Raw genomic sequence first — 15786 nt, 5'->3', positions numbered from 1 at the left:
GGCAGCCGCAGTGCCCGACCTCGCGATCGAGACGCACGGCCTCACCAAGCGCTTCCGCTCGCAGGTCGCCGTCGACGGGCTCGATCTCGCCGTGCCCGAGGGCTCGGTCTTCGGATTCCTCGGTCCGAACGGCTCGGGAAAGACCACGACGATCCGGATGCTGCTCGGCCTCGTCGCGGCGACTGCGGGCGATGCCCGCGTGCTCGGTGCCGAGATGCCGCACCACGTCGACTCGGTGCTGCCGCGCGTCGGCGCACTCGTCGAGGGACCGGCCTTCTCGCCGTACCTCTCGGGCGAGGCGAACCTGCGCCGCTTCGACGCCGCCGACCGGCACGCGCCGCGCGGCACCCGATCGGACCGTGTGACCTTGGCCCTCGAGCGCGTCGGGCTCTCGCACGCCGCGAAGAAGAAGGTGGGCGCCTACTCGCTCGGCATGAAGCAGCGGCTCGGGCTCGCGAACGCCCTGCTGATGCGGCGGGAGCTCCTCGTGCTCGACGAGCCGACGAACGGGCTCGACCCGCAGGGCACGCGCGAGGTGCGCTCGCTCATCCGCTCGCTCGCCGACGGCGGCACGACGGTGTTCGTGTCGAGTCATCTCCTCGCCGAGGTCGAACAGGTCTGCACGCACGCCGCCGTGATGAGCGTGGGCCGACTCGTGGCACAGGGCACGCTCGACGAGCTGCGCGGCAGCGGCTCCAGTGTGCTCGTACGCACGCCAGACCCCGGCCGGGCTCGTGCCGTGCTCGCGGAGCTCGGGCTGCCGATCGGGGAGACGGCGGCGGGCGGCATCCGCTCGGCGATGGATGCCTCGGGCGACGAGCTCGTCACGGCTCGGCTCGGCAGCCGAATCGAGCGCCATTCGGCGGACGGCGGCTCGGGGGACGGTGGCTGGGCGGATGGCGCTTCGGCGGATGGCGGCTACACCGATGCAGCACCTGAGGCGATCGTGGCCGCGCTCGTGAACGCCGGCGTGCGGGTGCGCGGATTCGAGATCGAGCGAGCGAGCCTCGAGCAGCGCTTCGTGGACCTGACGGGCGAGGGATTCGATGTCGTCGCGTGAGGCGAACGACGGGCCGGTGGGGCTCGACGCGCGCGTGGGCCGCAGCGGCGGCGCTGGCGGCGGCACGCTCTCCCTGCTCGGCTCCGAGCTGCTCACGCTCTTCCGTCGCCGGCGCACGTGGGCCCTGCTCGGAGCGCTCGCGCTCATCCCGATCCTCATCGCGCTGGCAGTCCGCCTGTCGGGCGGGCCGCCGACCGGGCGCGGGCCGGCCTTCCTCGACCAGATCACGAACAACGGGTTCTTCGTCGGCGTCACGGCGATCCTCGTCGCGATCCCGCTCTTCCTGCCGCTCACGATCGGCGTCGTGGCGGGTGACGCGATCGCCGGAGAGGCGAGCCACGGGACCCTCCGCTACCTGCTCATCGCGCCCGCTGGCCGCATCCGGCTGCTCCTCGTGAAGTACGTCGCCGCCGCCGTGTTCTGCGTGGCCGCGACGCTCACCGTCGTCGTGGTCGGCACGCTCATCGGCTGGGCGCTGTTCCCGATCGGGCCCGTCACGCTCCTCTCGGGGGCGACGGTGGGCGTCGGCGACGCCCTGCTGCGCTTCCTCGCGATCGCGGCGTACGTGACCGTCTCGCTTCTCGGCCTGTCGGCGATCGGTCTCTTCCTCTCGACCCTCACGACGGTGCCGATCGGGGCGATGGCTGCCACGGCGATCCTCGCGGTCGTGTCGCAGATCGTCGACGCGCTCCCGCAGCTCGAGTGGCTGCATCCGTGGCTCTTCACGCACTACTGGCTCGGCTTCGGCGATCTCATGCGCGATCCGATCGTGTGGGACACGTTCGCCGACAATGCGCTGCTCCAGGCCGGCTACCTCGTGGTGTTCGGCGCGCTCGCCGTCGGCCGGTTCCTCACGAAGGACGTGCTGTCGTGACGGATGCCGCGACGGATGCTGCCGCGACTCAGCGTCGCTCGCCCACGCTCGGCGGCAGCTTGCAGAGGTCGTAGAAGTACCGCTTCGGGGCGGACTCGTCGGTGACGTCAACGATGACGTTCACGCCGGCGTGCGGCAGTTCGTCTCCGGCGAGTGTCCACGCCGAGAAATGCCAGATGCCGCGAACGGAGTCGTTCAGCAGTCGGCGCCCGTCGACGACGAGCACCGCGTCGGCGGCCTCCGCGCCCGGAAGGATCCCGGCGCGGAACGGCTCGATGGTCTCACGGCGCAGCGTCGCCTCGTCGACGTCGCCGAGCGAACGGCGCACGACGGTCTGCCCTCGCGTTGCGAGCACCGCGGCCAGGTCATTCGCGAAGCGGGCTGCGGGCTCGTCGGATGCACCCTCTACCGCGACGAGTCGTCGCCCTGCCCACGAGTTGTGCAGGAACTCCTCTGCGATCCAATCGAGCAGTGAGCGCCTGTTCTCGCTCAGCTCGCCGAGCTGGCTCAACTCCCTCAGCTCGCCCTGCTCCCTCACCTCGCTCATGCGATCAAGGCTACGCCTCGGTACTGCCCGTCGGGACGGGTCGTGCGTGCGGCATCCGCTCATCGGCGACATCTGAATAGGCGATGAGCGGACGACCGGTCACCGGATGCTCGAGCACCGCGGCCTCGACACCCCACACGAGGCGGATGCGTTCGGGCGTGAGCACCGTGCGCGGCTCACCGGCAGCGACCACACGGCCGTTCGCGAGCACGATGACGTGCTCGGCGTAGCCCGCGGCGAGGGAGAGGTCGTGCAATGCCGCGAGCACCGTGAGCCCGCCGTGCGCGAGTTCGCGGAGCAGCCGCAGCATCGTGAGCTGCGCACGTACGTCGAGGTGGTTCGTCGGCTCGTCGAGCAGCAGCAGCTCGGGCTCCTGCGCGAGGGCGCGTGCGATGTTCACGCGCTGGCGCTCGCCGCCCGAGAGCGATGCGTACTCCCGGTCGGCGAGCTCGACGAGCCCGGTGTCCTCGATGCAGCGGCGCACGACCGCGCGGTCGAGCTCGCCCGGTCCGGCGAACGCCCCGAGGTACGGGGTTCGGCCGAGTGCGACGACCTCCGCGACGCGCAGCCCCGGGGCATCCTGCACGTCCTGCTCGGCGAGGGCGATGACGCGTGCACGGTCGCGTCGACGCATCGCGGCGAGATCGCGGTCGCCGAAGTGCGCGGTCCCGGCATCCGCTCGCTCGATGCCCGCGATGAGATGGAGCAGGGTGCTCTTGCCGGCGCCGTTCGGGCCGAGGAGCGCACCGACGGTGCCGGCCGGCACGGTGCAGTCGACGTCGTCGATGATGAGAGCGCGTCCCCGGGAGAAGCGCACGCGGTCGGTATGGAGGGTCCCGGTCATGTGAGCCTCCGGTTGCGGAGCATGAGCACGGCGAACACGGGGCCACCGATGAGGGCGGTGAGGATGCCGACGGGCAGCTCGCGCGGGTCGAAGAGGGTGCGTGCGCCGGTGTCGGCCCACACGAGGAAGATCGCGCCGGCGAGGGCGGAGAGCGGCAGCAGCGCGCGGTGGCGCGAACCGACGATCAGGCGCACCGCGTGTGGCAGCACGAGACCGACGAAGCCGATCGAGCCGCTCACCGCGACGAGCGCGCCCGTGAGGAGGGCCGTGCCGGTGAGCAGCAGGGCGCGGGTGCGGCCGACGTGCACGCCGAGCGCCGCCGCGGCCGTGTCGCCGAAGGCGAACGCGTCGAGCGTCGTCGCGCTCGTGAGCAGCGGCACGCCGATCACGACGACCGCGCCGCCCGCGATGGCGACCGAGCTCCAGTCGGTGCCGGCGAGCGAGCCGAGCAGCCAGTTGAGGATCTCGCGGTAGCTGTCGCCCGTCGCGCTCCAGAAGATGACGAGACTCGTGATCGCGCCGAAGACGGCGGACACGGCGAGGCCCGCGAGCACCGTTCGCGTCGGGCTCAGCGGGCCGGCGGCGTTCGCGAGGGCGAGGGTCGCGACGAGGGCGACGAGCGCGCCCGCGAATGCCGCGAACGGGAGCACGAGGCCCGCGCCCAGCACGATCACGATGACCGCGCCGACCGACGCGCCCGACGAGAGGCCGAGCAGGTAGGGGTCGGCGAGCGGGTTGCGCGTGAGCGCCTGCATGACGGCGCCGCAGAGTGCGAGGCCCGCGCCGACCGCGGCGGCGGTGAGCACTCGCGGCATCCGGAGCTGCCACACGATGCCGTCGCGCAGCGGGCTGAGCGTCGGTTCGCCGATGCCGAGGTGCGCGAGCACACTCGCCCACACGTCGGCGGGGCTGAGACCCGCGGGTCCGATCGCGACGGCGGTGACGACGGATGCCGCGAGCAGCACCGCGAGCCCGACGGCCCACGCCGCGGTGCGCACGCCGCCGTCTCCCGCGCCTCCGCGCGTCTTCCGCTCCCCCTGCGCCTGTGTGCCCGCGCCCACGCCCGGCTCCGCGCCCGGCTCCGCGCCCGGCTCCGCGCTCACGCTCGCATCCGCATTCACGCCCGACTCCGCGTCGCTCGTCGAACGCGTCACATTGGGCCGATCCGGGGCGGATTCGTCGCCCGGAGGTCGCGAAGTGACGCGTTCGTCGGCGTCGGAGTGCGGGGGAGGCGGCATCGCTACCCGAGTTCCTCGAGCTGCTCGACGAGCGACGCCACCGCGCCGACGTTCCGCACGCCGGCCTCGGTCGCGGGGAAGTCGACGACGAGGTATCGCTGCTGCTGCACGGCGGGAAGGGCGGCCGTCGCGGGATTCGACTCGAGGTGGGCGATCTTCTGCTCGGCGGTGTTCCAGGCGGCGTCGACGAGCACGATGACGTCGGGGTTCGCCTCGACGATGGCCTCCCAGCCCATCGCGGTCCACGTGTCCTCGACGTCGGCCGCGATGTTCTCGAGGCCCGCTGCCGCCATGATCATCTGCGGTGCGCCGATGCCGGCGCCGACGTACGGGGTGTCGTCGCCCGAGCTGTACCAGAGCGCGGTGAGGCCGGCCGTGCTGGGCTCGATCGCGTCGAGTTCGGCCTGCTGCGATGAGACGAGGTCGGCTGCGGCATCCGTCACTCCGAAGATCGCGCCCGCTTCTTCGAACTCGCGGAAGACCTCGTCGAACGTCAGCGGGTTCGGCATGTAGCCCTCGCCCTTGCAGGCCGCCGGCGCCACGTAGCTCGCGACGCCGAGGCTCGCGAGGGCGTCGCGGTCGCCTGCACCCTCGGCGGTGAGGTTCGACTCCCAGCCGGCGAAGACGAGGTCTGGCTCGGCTGCGAGCGTCACCTCTTGCGAGGGCACCTTGTCGGAGAGCACCTCGAGGCCGGATGCCGCGTCGGCGTACTCGTCGGGCACCGGGCCGTCACCGAAGGCCGTGCCGACGATGCGGCTCTCCAGCCCGAGGGCGAGGAGCAGCTCGAGCGTCGACGACTTGATCGTCACGACGCGCTCGGGCGCGGATTCGAAGGTCACCTCGGTGCCGCAGTTGTCGAGCGTGAGCGGGTAGCCGGATGCCGCGTCGCCGCCCCCAGCGGCCGCGTCGTCGCCGTTCGGCGTCGCGGTGCCCGGGGTCGCGCACCCCGCGAGCAGGAGCGCGAGTGCGGGAACGGCGAGGAGCGCCGCGCGAGCACGACGGGGCGATGCGTTCACGCTGGATCGGGGGAACGACGGGAATTCGGGCATGAGGCCTCCGGGACGGGTGTGCAATCGGAATCCGACGACGTCGGCGACTCGCGGCCCAATCCCGGGCCACACTCACCGGTGATTCGAACCGGCGGGTCGCCTCAAGTCTATTGGGTGCGGTGCCGGCGGGTGGCGCTTGCGGCGAGGTCGATGGCGGCGCCGGCGAGGGCCGCCGAGGTGTCGAGGTCGTGCATCCAGAGTGGGACGGATGCCGCGTGCAGGCCCGATGCCTCGAGCGAAGCCGCCGCTGCGTCATCCGCTTCGTCGACGAGCCAGACGTCGAGCAGGCCGCCGCTCGCGCGTGCCCCGTAGTGGCGCGCCACGGCTTCGGCGCTCGTCGCCACGCCGATGGCGCTGAGGCACGCGTCGGCCATGCCGCGCACGACCTTGCCGCCGATGATCGGCGAGACGCCGACGACGGGGGCCGACGTCTCGGCGAGGGCCTCCCGCATGCCGGGCACGGCGAGGATCGTGCCGATCGAGACGACGGGATTCGACGGCGCGATGAGCACGACGTCGGCGCCGAGGATCTCCTCGACGACGCCGGGAGCTGGCCGAGCCGTCTCGATGTTCCGTTGCCGGAATGCGATCGCGGGGAGAGCGGCGCGATACCGCGTCCACCACTCCTGGAAGTGCATCGTGCGCTCGCCGCCGGGCTCGTCGGGGTCGGCGACGTCGACGTCCGTGTCGACCTCGGTGTCGGTCGCGGGGATCAGCCGGACCCCGAGCGGCCACCGGGTCTGCAGTCGGGTCGCGACCTCTGACGGCGTCGCGCCCTCGCGCAACCACGACGTGCGGGCGAGGTGCGTGCCGAGGTCGAGGTCGCCGAGCGTGAACCACGGCCAGCCGACGCCCCACTCGCGCAGTTCGGCGGCGACGCGCTCGCTCTCACCCGCGCGCCCCCAACCGCGCTCGGTGTCGTTGACGCCGGCGAGCGAGTAGAGCAGCGAGTCGAAGTCGGGCGACAGGCGCACGCCCGCGAGCCAGAGGTCGTCGCCGGTGTTCACGATCACGGTGACGGATGCCGTCGTGCCGCCGTTCCCGTCGGGCCATCGCCTCGCGCACTCCTCGCGCACTCCGCGCACGAAGCGCGATCCTCCGACTCCGCCAGCCAGCACCGTGATTCGCACGAACCCAGCCTAGGGATGTCCGTGCCTCTGGCATTCCCGGCCCGATCGGTCCACGATGGACGGACAGATCCGCATCGCCGCGGGAGGCCCCATGAACTCGGCATCGATCCCGACCCACCGGACCGTCGCCCTGGTGGGCGGCACAGGTTCGGGCAAGACGACTCTGGCCGAAGGGCTGCTGTTCCGCGCCGGCGCGATCTCGCGAGCCGGTGACGTCGAGCACGGCACCACGGTCGGTGACCATGACCCCGAGGAGATCGCGCGAGGCACGACGCTCGGGCTCTCACTCGCCCCGTTCAACTGGACCGGCCCCGACGGCGCCGAGCACGCCATCACGCTCGCCGATACGCCGGGGCATCCCGACTTCGTCGGCGGTGTCGACACCGCGCTGTCGGTGGCGGATGTCGCGGTGCTGGTGGTGAGCGCGGTCGACGGCGTCACGGCGGGCACCCTTGCCATATGGACCGCTGTCGAGGCGGCGGGCGTGCCGCGCATCGTCGTGATCACGCAGGAGGACAAGGCCCGAGCCGACTTCCGCAAGGTGCTCGGCGAGCTGCACGCGGCGTTCGGCGACCACCTCTGGGCGGTCGAGCTGCCGCTCGGCGAGGAGCAGGCGTTCCGCGCGATCGCGGATGTGCTCAGCGAGCAGGCGCTCGTGTACGACGACGCCGGCGGTCATCGGAACGCGCCGTTGCCTCCCGAGGCCGAAGCCGAGGAGCACCGGATGCACGTGGACGTGACCGAGGAGATCGTCTCGCACGACGACGAGCAGCTCGAGGCCTACCTGGAGGGAAGGGAGCCGGCCGCTGAAGACCTCGAGCGGACGCTCGCCAAGGAGGTTGCGACGGGTGAAGCTGTGCCGGTGATCGTGTGCTCGGGTGTCACGGGCACGGGGGTGGACCGTCTCGCCGATCTGCTGTGCTCGCTGGCGCCGTCGGCACTCGAGCATGATGGCCGGATCGTGCTCGGGGGCGCTGGGGGCGCTGAGGATTCCAGGGGCGCCGGGGGCCTCGGGGGCGAGGGTGGCGGCGAGGCGGGCACCGAGCTCAGGGTCGCTCCGAACCCCGAGGGCGAACCGCTCGTGCACGTGTTCCGCACCGTCGCCGACCCGTTCGTCGGGCAGGTGTCGATGCTCAAGGTGCTGTCGGGCGTCGTGCGCACGGGTGACCGGTTGCACAACGCGACGAGCGGCGCTGACGAGCGCATCCACGGCCTCTTCCTGCTCCGCGGCGCGGAGCACCTGCCGATCGACGCGCTGCGAGCCGGCGAGGTGGGTGCGGTCGCAAAGCTGACGGAGTCGCCGTCGGGATCCCTGCTCTGGTCGCGGACCAACGGCACAGCGCGACCCGCGCCGCTGCCGAGGCGGGCCGCGGTGTTCGCGGTGACCCTCACGCCGGCGTCGCAGTCGGACGACGAGAAGCTGTCGACCGCGCTCACCCGGCTCGTCGCGGAGGATCCGACGCTCGTCGTCGATCGTGTCGGTGGCACGCCGATCCTGCGCGGTCTCGGCGACGTGCACGTCGCGGTCGCGGTGGAGCGCCTTGCGCGCGTGTTCGGCGTGCACGTGACCACGGGGCCGGCGCCGGTGGCGTATCGCGAGACGATCGCGAGGCCCGCGCAAGCCGAGGGCAAGCTCAAGAAGCAGTCGGGTGGCCACGGGCAGTTCGCGATCGTGCAGTTGCGCGTCTCGCCGCTTCCGACGGGCCAGGGATTCGAGTTCGTCGACAAGGTGGTCGGTGGCGCCGTGCCCAGGGCATACATCCCGGCCGTCGAGAAGGGCGCGCGCGATGCGCTCGCCGCGGGCGGGCCGCAGGGCCACCCGGTGGTCGACGTGCGCGTCGAGCTCTACGACGGCAAGTCGCATTCGGTGGATTCATCGGAGATGGCGTTCCGCACCGCGGGGTCGCTCGGGGTCAAGGCTGCGCTCGCTGAGGCCGGCACGGTGATCCTCGAGCCACTGTCGGTCGTGACCGTCACCGTGCCGTCGGAGCTGCAGGGCACGGTGCTCACCGACCTGTCGGGTCGGCGCGGGCACGTGAGCGCGACGGAGTCGGCCGAGGATGGCCGCACCCGGGTCGTGGCGAGTGTTCCCGACGTGGAGCTGAGCCGGTACGTGCTCGACCTGCGGTCGATGACCGGCGGGCAGGCGGAGCTCACGATCGCGCCCGACCGGTACGCGAAGGCGCCGAACTCCTCCGTCAAGGCATGAGCGAGGATTCGTTCAGGCGCGGCGTTCAGTCCGCTGCATCCGCTCGATGCGCCCCTAACCGCCCACAATCCACCCCGCGGCATCCGCCGGGCCCAGCCTCGACGCTCCGGAACGCCCAGCCATCACGCCGCGGCATCCGTGTGCAGCCTCGACACGCCCGTAATTGCACACACGTGACGCCACGGCATCCGTGTGCAGCCTCGACGCCCCGGAACGGCCGCATCACGCCGCCGCATCCGCCTCGCCCATCTCGAATCGCGCCCTCCCGCCGAGCCTCGGAACCTGTTGCGGATCGATATGCGGCGGCGGAATGAACCAGACCTCGCCCGCCCTCACCCGAATGCGCCAATCTTCTCGATGCACGGTGTGATGGCAGAAGCTGCAAAGCATCACGCCGTTGGCGATGTCTGTCGGGCCCCGGTCGCGTTCCCACCAGTCGATGTGATGGGCCTCGACATATCCGATGTTCTGGCCACAACTGGCGCAGCCGCCATCGCGCTCGGCGAGTGCGAGTCGCTGTGCGCGAGTGAACAACCGCGCCGCTCGCCCGAGGTCGAGTGGAAGGCTCTCACGCCCGAACACCGCGGGGATGAGGTCGGCGTCGGCGGCCATGCGGCGAGCGGTCGACGCGGAGATCGGCTGGTCGATGCCGTCGATGCGGGCATGGCCGAGGCCGTCGAGAAGCGTCTCGAGGTTCATCCGCACCACGACCGTGGTCTTCGCGAGTGGAGTCACGGTCTGCGTGCATCCGAGCGTGTGACGAGCGAGCGCCGCGAGAGCGTCGGCCTGGATCTGCGGGATCGACCGCGAGTCGTCGAGCACCGGACCCGCTTCACAAGACTGGGGCTCACGACGACGCAGCACGTCGCTCACGAGTGCCTCGATCGCCGCCTTGACTGGGGCGGCGCTCTCAGGGTCGAGTCGCGCATGCAGGTGCACCATGCCGTTGCGGTCTTCGCGCATCGTGAGCGAGCGCTCTTGGCGAAGCTCTTCTTCGCGAGGTTCGACGCCGTCTTGGTCGAGCCGCGCCTCGGCTTCTCGCACCCCGCGAATGAGCAGCTCGAGCGACGCCTGCGACGCCAGCCGGACGAGTGCGACCTCCGCGATCTCGGCCTGTGCCGGGTCGGCCCGAACCGCCACGCGGTCGAGCATTGAGGTGATCGCGCATGCCGCCTCGAGGCTGAGATCGGCCGTCTGAAGGGCGGCCGCGACATGCGGATGCCGCGACGGCAGGCGCTCGCCGCCGAACGTCTGCCGCTCTGCCGTGGCAGTGCCGACCGCGATGAGTTTCGCGGCATCGCTGCGGGACGCCCCAGTGGATGCGGCGATGAGCCGCTGCGGGCTATGGAAGCCGTGGGTCTTCGCCAGTCCGGTGTCGCCGAAATCTTGACTTGAGCGGTTGGCGACTTCGGCCGCCACGCGTGCGAGCAAGGCATCGGCATCGCGTCGCACTTGAGCGAGCAGGTCGGTCACACGCACGAGCCCGGTGTCGCTCATCTGCTCGATCTCGGTCTGGGCGCCGCCGAACGTCGCCCCGAATGCCGGCATCGAGTCGGCCCACGCCGCACGCAGCGCCTCGAGGTCTCGCTCGAGGGTGTCTAGGGGCCGCTGCATACTTCGATCATGCATCCACCCACTGACATTCGAGCGGCGCACGAAATCGCGCCTGATCAGCACATCTCCTGTGGATAGATCGCACGAAGGTCACCCTGTGGAGGACAAGTCGATTGGGCGCCTCGGTGGTGTCTGGTCGAGCAACGCTGGCGGCTGGCGGCTGGTGGCTGGTGGCTGGTGGCTGGTGGCTGGTGGCTGGTGGCTGGTGGCAGCTGGTCGGGGTCACCCGTCGGTCCTAGTCTGAGCAGGCGATATGCCTCCGCCTCCAGGAAGGTCCCGGCACAATGACCGAGAACAACACGACAGCAGCCCAGCCGAATACACCAGCCGCCCACATCAGCACGGCAGCCGCCGCCGACGCCCTCGTCCGCCTCGGCCTGCCGGCGAACACCGCCTCCTCCGCCTTCCGGCCGGTGATCCCCGGCGCACACGCGAGTGGCCCGGCGATGCCGATCACGCACCTCGGCAGCGTCGACGTGCTGCTCGAGACGATCGCCGAGGCGCCGCCCGGAGCCATCATGGTCGTCGACAATGGCGGCCGCCACGACGAAGCGTGCGTCGGCGACCTGTTGACGCTCGAGGCCAAGCTGGCCGGCCTCGCGGGCATCGTCATCTGGGGATGCCACCGCGACACGGCCCAGCTCGTCGACATCGGCCTCCCCGTCTTCAGCCTCGGCGCCTACCCTCGCGGGCCGATCCGGGTCCCTCCGGCCGGCCCGGCGATGCGCACGGCGATCATCGACGGGATCCCCGTGCTGCGCGACGACTGGGTGATCGCCGACGACGACGGCATCCTCTTCGTGCCCGGGGCATCCGCCGATGCGGTGCGCGAATCGGCGGCATCCATCATCCAGACAGAGCAGGTGCAATCGCAGCGGATGCTCGATGGTGCCTCACTGCGCGAACAGATCGGCTTCGCCGACTATCTCGCAGAACGCGCCGCGAATCCGATGTACTCGCTGCGCGACCACCTCAAGGCCCGGGGAGGCGCCGTCGAGACCTGAGGTCGAGACCTGACGTCGAGACCTGAGCGCGCGAGCGAGGCGCGCTTCACGCTTCCGGGCGACGGGCGACGGGCGCCGACCGCGCGCCGCCACCCCGCATCCGCGCCGCTCACCACCCCTTCAGTACCCGCCCGCCGCCAGATGCTGCGCCGCGGTCGCGAGCGCGTCGGCCACTTCCTCGGCTCCCTCGCGCAGCACGCCGACCGTCACCCGCACGAACTCGTCGCCGGGTCGCCCGCGCCCGGCGTTCGAGGCATCCGTCGAGTCCGCCGCCGCGAGGAACGGCGTACCGGCAGCCACTCGGATGCCGGCGGCCGCGAGCTGCACGAGCGCCGAGCGTTCGCTCAGCACCGGCATCCACAGGTTGATGCCGTCGGCGGGTGCGACCGCGACGCCACGCGCGCGCAACGCCTCGCCGAGTGCGCGTTGCCGTGTGTAGTACTGGCGCCGTGCCTCCGCGACGGCGTCGATCGACGCGCCGTCGGTGAGGAGGTCGAGGAGGATCGTCTGCAGCATCCGCGAGGTCCAGCCCGGCCCGAGCATGCGCCGGGCGGTGATCCGCTCGATGAGGTCGCGCGGGCCGCCGACCGCGGCGATGCGGAGGTCGGGTCCGTGCGACTTCGAGAAGCTCCGCACGTGCACGACGCGGTCGGGCAGGGAGTTCCCGAGCGTCACGTCACCTTCGGTCGAGATGAGCCCTGAATGGTCGTCCTCGACGACGATGAGCCCGTCGACGTCGTTGGCCGAGCGGATGACGCGGGCCAGCTCGGCCGCGCGCGAGGCGGTCATCGACGCGCCCGTCGGGTTCTGCGCGCGGGGCTGGAGCAGCACGGCGACCGGTCGACGGAGGAGCGCCCGGGCGAGCGCCTCGGGCACGATCCCGTGCTCGTCGAGCCGCACGGGCACCGCCTCGGCGCCGAGCACGTCGAGCAGGTCGAGGAACGGCGGGAAGCCCGGGCTCTCGACGACGACGCGATCCCCGAATCGTACGAGTTGCCCGAGCGTGCGCGAGATCGCGTCGAGGGCGCCGTCGACGACCATGATCGACTCTGCCTGCGACGGCCACGAGTCGGCGAGCACCGCGGCGAGCGCGGGGATCACGGGCTCGTCCTGGTAGCTGTCGGTCTCGGCGCGAACCGAGACCCGCGAGAGCGCCGGGCCGAGGGCCGGCAGGAGCAGCGGGTCGGGCGTCCCTCGGGAGAGGTCGAGCCGAACCGGATCGTTCGGCGGCGCCATGCCGCGCATGCGCGGCGCGAGCCAACCGGGCGAGCTCTCGCGCACGAAGCTGCCCGCGCGGCCGCGCGACTCGATGAGGCCGGCCCGCGACAGGGCCTGCCACGCCTGGCTCACCGTAGCGGGGCTCACGGCGAGCTCGCCCGCGAGCTCGCGCACGGTCGGGAGTCGGGCGCCCTGCGGCAGTTCACCCGTGTTGATGAGGCGCGCGAGCACTCCGGCGATGGCTCGCGGCGTCGTCTCGGGGAACTCGGCGAGCGCGATCAGCGCCGAGACGTCGACGCGAACGCCGGTCAGCTGAGCACCTGCCATCTGAGCACCTGCCATATGAATACCTGACACGACCATTGCCTCCTCACGAAGCAAGAGACAAGATAAGTAACCACAGCGTCACAGGGTGAAACAAAAGAGAAATGTTCACGCCGAACAATAACAGAACGGGTCGCGAGCCCCGTTCGGCACTTCTCATCGGCATTACCCCTCGGCGTCACAGCATTCGCCCGGTGAGCACTGAGCACTGAGTTCCACGCCCAGGGCACACCGAGCGGCGGCGACGACGCCGACCGACTCAGGAGGCACTATGACGATCGTCAGGGCGGCCATCACGCAGACGACCTGGACCGGCGACAAGGAGTCGATGATCCAGAAGCACGAGGACTTCGCGCGGCAGGCCAAGGAGCAGGGCGCACAGGTCATCTGCTTCCAGGAGCTCTTCTACGGCCCGTACTTCGGCATCACCGAAGACGTCAAGTACTACGACTACGCCGAGCCGGCCGACGGCCCCATCGTGCAGCGCTTCGCGGCGCTCGCGAAGGAACTCGGCATGGTCATGATCCTGCCGATCTACGAAGAGGAACAGCCGGGCGTCTACTACAACACGGCCGTCGTCGTCGATGCCGACGGCACGATCCTCGGCAAGTACCGCAAGCACCACATCCCGAACCTCGACAAGTTCTGGGAGAAGTTCTACTTCCGCCCCGGCAACCTCGGCTACCCCATCTTCAACACGGCCGTCGGGCCGATCGGCGTGTACATCTGCTACGACCGGCACTTCCCCGAGGGATGGCGCGAGCTCGGCCTGAACGGCGCGCAGATCGTCTTCAACCCGAACGCCACGAAGCCGGCCCTCTCGAACCGGCTCTGGCAGATCGAGCAGCCCGCCGCAGCTGCCGCCAACGGCTACTTCGTCGCCGCACCCAACCGTGTCGGCACCGAAGACAATGAGTACGGCGACCTCGCCGTCACCTTCTACGGGTCGAGCCAGTTCGTCGATCCGCGCGGCAACCTCGTCGGCGAGTACGGCTCCGATGAGCACGAGGAGGTCGTCATCCGCGACCTCGACCTCGACCTCATCCGCGAGGTGCGCAACACCTGGCAGTTCTACCGCGACCGCCGGCCCGACTCGTACACCTCCATCCCGAAGCCGTAGCAAAGCTGGGGTAGGCGCGCGAGAGTGGTTTCGATACGCGACTCCGTCGCTACTCAACCACCGGACAGAAGGAGTTCCACGATGGCGACAACTCTCATCACCGGCGGCACCGTCGTGAGCTCCACGGGCCGTGCGCCGGCCGACGTGCTCATCGACGGTGAGCGCATCGTCGGCGTGCTCGAGCCCGGCAGTCAGCTGCTGGGCACGGATGTCGCGGCATCCGTCGACCGCGTGATCGACGCGACCGGCAAGTACGTGATCCCCGGCGGCATCGACGCGCACACGCACATGGAGCTGCCGTTCGGCGGCACCGCGGCGATCGACACATTCGAAACGGGCACTCGCGCTGCGGCGTGGGGCGGCACGACGTCGATCATCGACTTCGCGGTGCAGCGTTACGGCGAGCGCGTGCAAGACGGGCTCGCCGCGTGGCACGAGAAGGCGGCGGGCAATTGCGCGATCGACTACGGGTTCCACCAGATCGTCGGGGGCGTCGACGACGACTCGCTCGCGGCCATGCGCGCGCTCCCCGACGAGGGCGTCTCGAGCTTCAAGCTCTTCATGGCCTACCCGGGCGTCTTCTACTCGGATGACGCGCAAGTGCTGAAGGCGATGCAGGTCTCGCGCGACACCGGCATGCTCACGATGATGCACGCCGAGAACGGGCCTGCGATCGACGTGCTCGCGCAGCAGCTCGTCGACCAGGGCAAGACCGACCCGTACTACCACGGCATCGCCCGCGCCTGGGAGATGGAAGAAGAGGCGACGCACCGCGCGATCATGCTCGCGAAGCTCACGGGCGCTCCCCTCTACGTCGTGCACGTGTCGGCCAAGCAGGCCGTGGAGCAGCTCGCGTGGGCTCGCGACAAGGGTCAGAACGTCTACGGCGAGACGTGTCCGCAGTACCTGTACCTGAGCCTCGAGGAGCAGCTCGGAGCGAAGAGCGACGAGTGGGGCTCCTTCGAGGGGGCGAAGTGGGTGTGCTCGACGCCGCTGCGCAGCCGCGAAGAGGGCCATCAAGATGCGATGTGGCAAGCGCTGCGCACGAACGACCTGCAGATGGTCTCCACCGACCACTGCCCCTTCTGCATGAAGGATCAGAAGGAGCTCGGCGTCGGCGACTTCCGCAAGATCCCCAACGGCATCGGCTCGATCGAGCACCGCATGGACCTCATGTACCAGGGCGTCGTCACGGGTGAGATCACCCTCGAGCGCTGGGTGGAGCTCACGAGCACCACGCCGGCCCGCATGTTCGGCCTCTACGGCACGAAGGGCGTCATCCAGCCGGGTGCCGACGCCGACGTCGTCGTCTACGACCCGAACGGCCACACGTCGATCGGCATGGGCAAGACGCACCACATGAACATGGACCACTCCGCATGGGAGGGCTTCGAGATCGACGGACACGTCGACACCGTGCTCTCTCGAGGCAAGGTCATCGTCGACGAGAACGCCTACCTCGGCGCCAAGGGCGACGGGCACTTCCTCAAGCGCGGCCTCAGCCAGTATTTGATCTGACACAGCCTGATCTGACACCGTCCTGATCTAAGGAGCA

At 70.5% G+C, this 15786-nt stretch carries 13 protein-coding genes; 6 read left to right on the top strand and 7 right to left on the bottom strand.

Annotated elements, in window-relative coordinates:
- Positions 1 to 10 precede the first annotated feature (10 nt).
- Together QFZ29_RS16220 and QFZ29_RS16215 are read left to right on the top strand one after the other, a co-directional pair.
- Positions 11 to 1060, top strand: coding sequence for an ABC transporter ATP-binding protein (locus QFZ29_RS16220; protein WP_306895067.1), 1050 nt, complete (start codon positions 11 to 13; stop codon positions 1058 to 1060).
- Positions 1047 to 1934, top strand: a complete 888-nt coding sequence (locus QFZ29_RS16215) for an ABC transporter permease (protein ID WP_306895066.1) — start codon at positions 1047 to 1049, stop codon at positions 1932 to 1934. Before QFZ29_RS16220 ends, QFZ29_RS16215 begins: the two co-directional genes overlap by 14 nt.
- A 28-nt stretch (positions 1935 to 1962) precedes the next feature.
- On the opposite strand, the gene QFZ29_RS16210 is transcribed toward QFZ29_RS16215, so the two are convergent.
- The 5 genes from QFZ29_RS16210 to cofD form a co-directional block, all read right to left on the bottom strand.
- On the bottom strand, positions 1963 to 2481 hold the full coding sequence (locus QFZ29_RS16210; protein ID WP_306895065.1) for a hypothetical protein: 519 nt from the start codon (positions 2479 to 2481) through the stop codon (positions 1963 to 1965).
- Between the two features lie 10 nt (positions 2482 to 2491).
- Entirely contained in the window at positions 2492 to 3325 is an 834-nt protein-coding gene (locus tag QFZ29_RS16205) for an ABC transporter ATP-binding protein (RefSeq protein ID WP_306895064.1), read from the bottom strand.
- Positions 3322 to 4323, bottom strand: a complete 1002-nt coding sequence (locus QFZ29_RS16200; protein WP_306896772.1) for a putative F420-0 ABC transporter permease subunit — start codon at positions 4321 to 4323, stop codon at positions 3322 to 3324. The genes QFZ29_RS16205 and QFZ29_RS16200 overlap by 4 nt, the downstream gene beginning before the upstream one ends.
- A 242-nt stretch (positions 4324 to 4565) precedes the next feature.
- The gene (locus QFZ29_RS16195; protein ID WP_306895063.1) at positions 4566 to 5612 is read right to left on the bottom strand and encodes a putative F420-0 ABC transporter substrate-binding protein; all 1047 of its coding nucleotides are present in this window, start codon (positions 5610 to 5612) and stop codon (positions 4566 to 4568) included.
- Between the two features lie 107 nt (positions 5613 to 5719).
- Positions 5720 to 6742, bottom strand: coding sequence for a 2-phospho-L-lactate transferase (cofD, locus tag QFZ29_RS16190; RefSeq protein ID WP_306895062.1), 1023 nt, complete (start codon positions 6740 to 6742; stop codon positions 5720 to 5722).
- Positions 6743 to 6833: 91 nt separating this feature from the next.
- Between cofD and QFZ29_RS16185 the strand changes: the two genes are divergently transcribed.
- Positions 6834 to 8951 carry an elongation factor G gene (locus tag QFZ29_RS16185; protein ID WP_306895061.1) on the top strand — a complete coding sequence of 706 codons (2118 nt, stop codon included), beginning with the start codon at positions 6834 to 6836 and terminating at the stop codon, positions 8949 to 8951.
- Between the two features lie 222 nt (positions 8952 to 9173).
- On the opposite strand, the gene QFZ29_RS16180 is transcribed toward QFZ29_RS16185, so the two are convergent.
- Entirely contained in the window at positions 9174 to 10565 is a 1392-nt protein-coding gene (locus QFZ29_RS16180) for an HNH endonuclease signature motif containing protein (protein ID WP_306895060.1), read from the bottom strand.
- Positions 10566 to 10849: 284 nt separating this feature from the next.
- Between QFZ29_RS16180 and QFZ29_RS16175 the strand changes: the two genes are divergently transcribed.
- On the top strand, positions 10850 to 11569 hold the full coding sequence (locus tag QFZ29_RS16175) for an RraA family protein (RefSeq protein ID WP_306895059.1): 720 nt from the start codon (positions 10850 to 10852) through the stop codon (positions 11567 to 11569).
- A 120-nt stretch (positions 11570 to 11689) separates the two neighbouring features.
- Here the strand turns inward: QFZ29_RS16175 and QFZ29_RS16170 are convergent, their stop codons facing one another.
- Positions 11690 to 13114 (bottom strand): aminotransferase-like domain-containing protein, encoded by a 1425-nt coding sequence (locus QFZ29_RS16170; protein ID WP_306895058.1) that lies wholly within the window; start codon positions 13112 to 13114, stop codon positions 11690 to 11692.
- A gap of 268 nt (positions 13115 to 13382) precedes the next feature.
- Between QFZ29_RS16170 and QFZ29_RS16165 the strand changes: the two genes are divergently transcribed.
- Positions 13383 to 14231, top strand: a complete 849-nt coding sequence (locus QFZ29_RS16165) for a nitrilase-related carbon-nitrogen hydrolase (RefSeq protein ID WP_129522513.1) — start codon at positions 13383 to 13385, stop codon at positions 14229 to 14231.
- An 81-nt stretch (positions 14232 to 14312) separates the two neighbouring features.
- Positions 14313 to 15749 (top strand): dihydropyrimidinase, encoded by a 1437-nt coding sequence (hydA, locus tag QFZ29_RS16160; protein WP_306895057.1) that lies wholly within the window; start codon positions 14313 to 14315, stop codon positions 15747 to 15749.
- The last annotated feature ends 37 nt before the right edge of the window (positions 15750 to 15786 follow it).

This window comes from Agromyces albus (assembly GCF_030815405.1).
Classification (GTDB): domain Bacteria; phylum Actinomycetota; class Actinomycetes; order Actinomycetales; family Microbacteriaceae; genus Agromyces; species Agromyces albus_A.
Note: the sequence above shows the minus strand (reverse complement) of the source record. Positions and strands in the feature narration are given on the sequence as shown.

What these genes read in the sequence shown, in the direction of transcription:
- QFZ29_RS16215 (WP_306895066.1), top strand. Translation starts at nt 1,047, where the DNA reads ATGTCGTCGCGTGAGGCGAACGACGGGCCGGTGGGGCTCGACGCGCGC.
- QFZ29_RS16210 (WP_306895065.1), bottom strand. Translation starts at nt 2,481, where the DNA reads ATGAGCGAGGTGAGGGAGCAGGGCGAGCTGAGGGAGTTGAGCCAGCTC.
- QFZ29_RS16205 (WP_306895064.1), bottom strand. Translation starts at nt 3,325, where the DNA reads ATGACCGGGACCCTCCATACCGACCGCGTGCGCTTCTCCCGGGGACGC.
- QFZ29_RS16195 (WP_306895063.1), bottom strand. Translation starts at nt 5,612, where the DNA reads ATGCCCGAATTCCCGTCGTTCCCCCGATCCAGCGTGAACGCATCGCCC.
- QFZ29_RS16185 (WP_306895061.1), top strand. Translation starts at nt 6,834, where the DNA reads ATGAACTCGGCATCGATCCCGACCCACCGGACCGTCGCCCTGGTGGGC.
- QFZ29_RS16180 (WP_306895060.1), bottom strand. Translation starts at nt 10,565, where the DNA reads ATGCAGCGGCCCCTAGACACCCTCGAGCGAGACCTCGAGGCGCTGCGT.
- QFZ29_RS16175 (WP_306895059.1), top strand. Translation starts at nt 10,850, where the DNA reads ATGACCGAGAACAACACGACAGCAGCCCAGCCGAATACACCAGCCGCC.
- QFZ29_RS16170 (WP_306895058.1), bottom strand. Translation starts at nt 13,114, where the DNA reads ATGGCAGGTGCTCAGCTGACCGGCGTTCGCGTCGACGTCTCGGCGCTG.
- QFZ29_RS16165 (WP_129522513.1), top strand. Translation starts at nt 13,383, where the DNA reads ATGACGATCGTCAGGGCGGCCATCACGCAGACGACCTGGACCGGCGAC.
- hydA (WP_306895057.1), top strand. Translation starts at nt 14,313, where the DNA reads ATGGCGACAACTCTCATCACCGGCGGCACCGTCGTGAGCTCCACGGGC.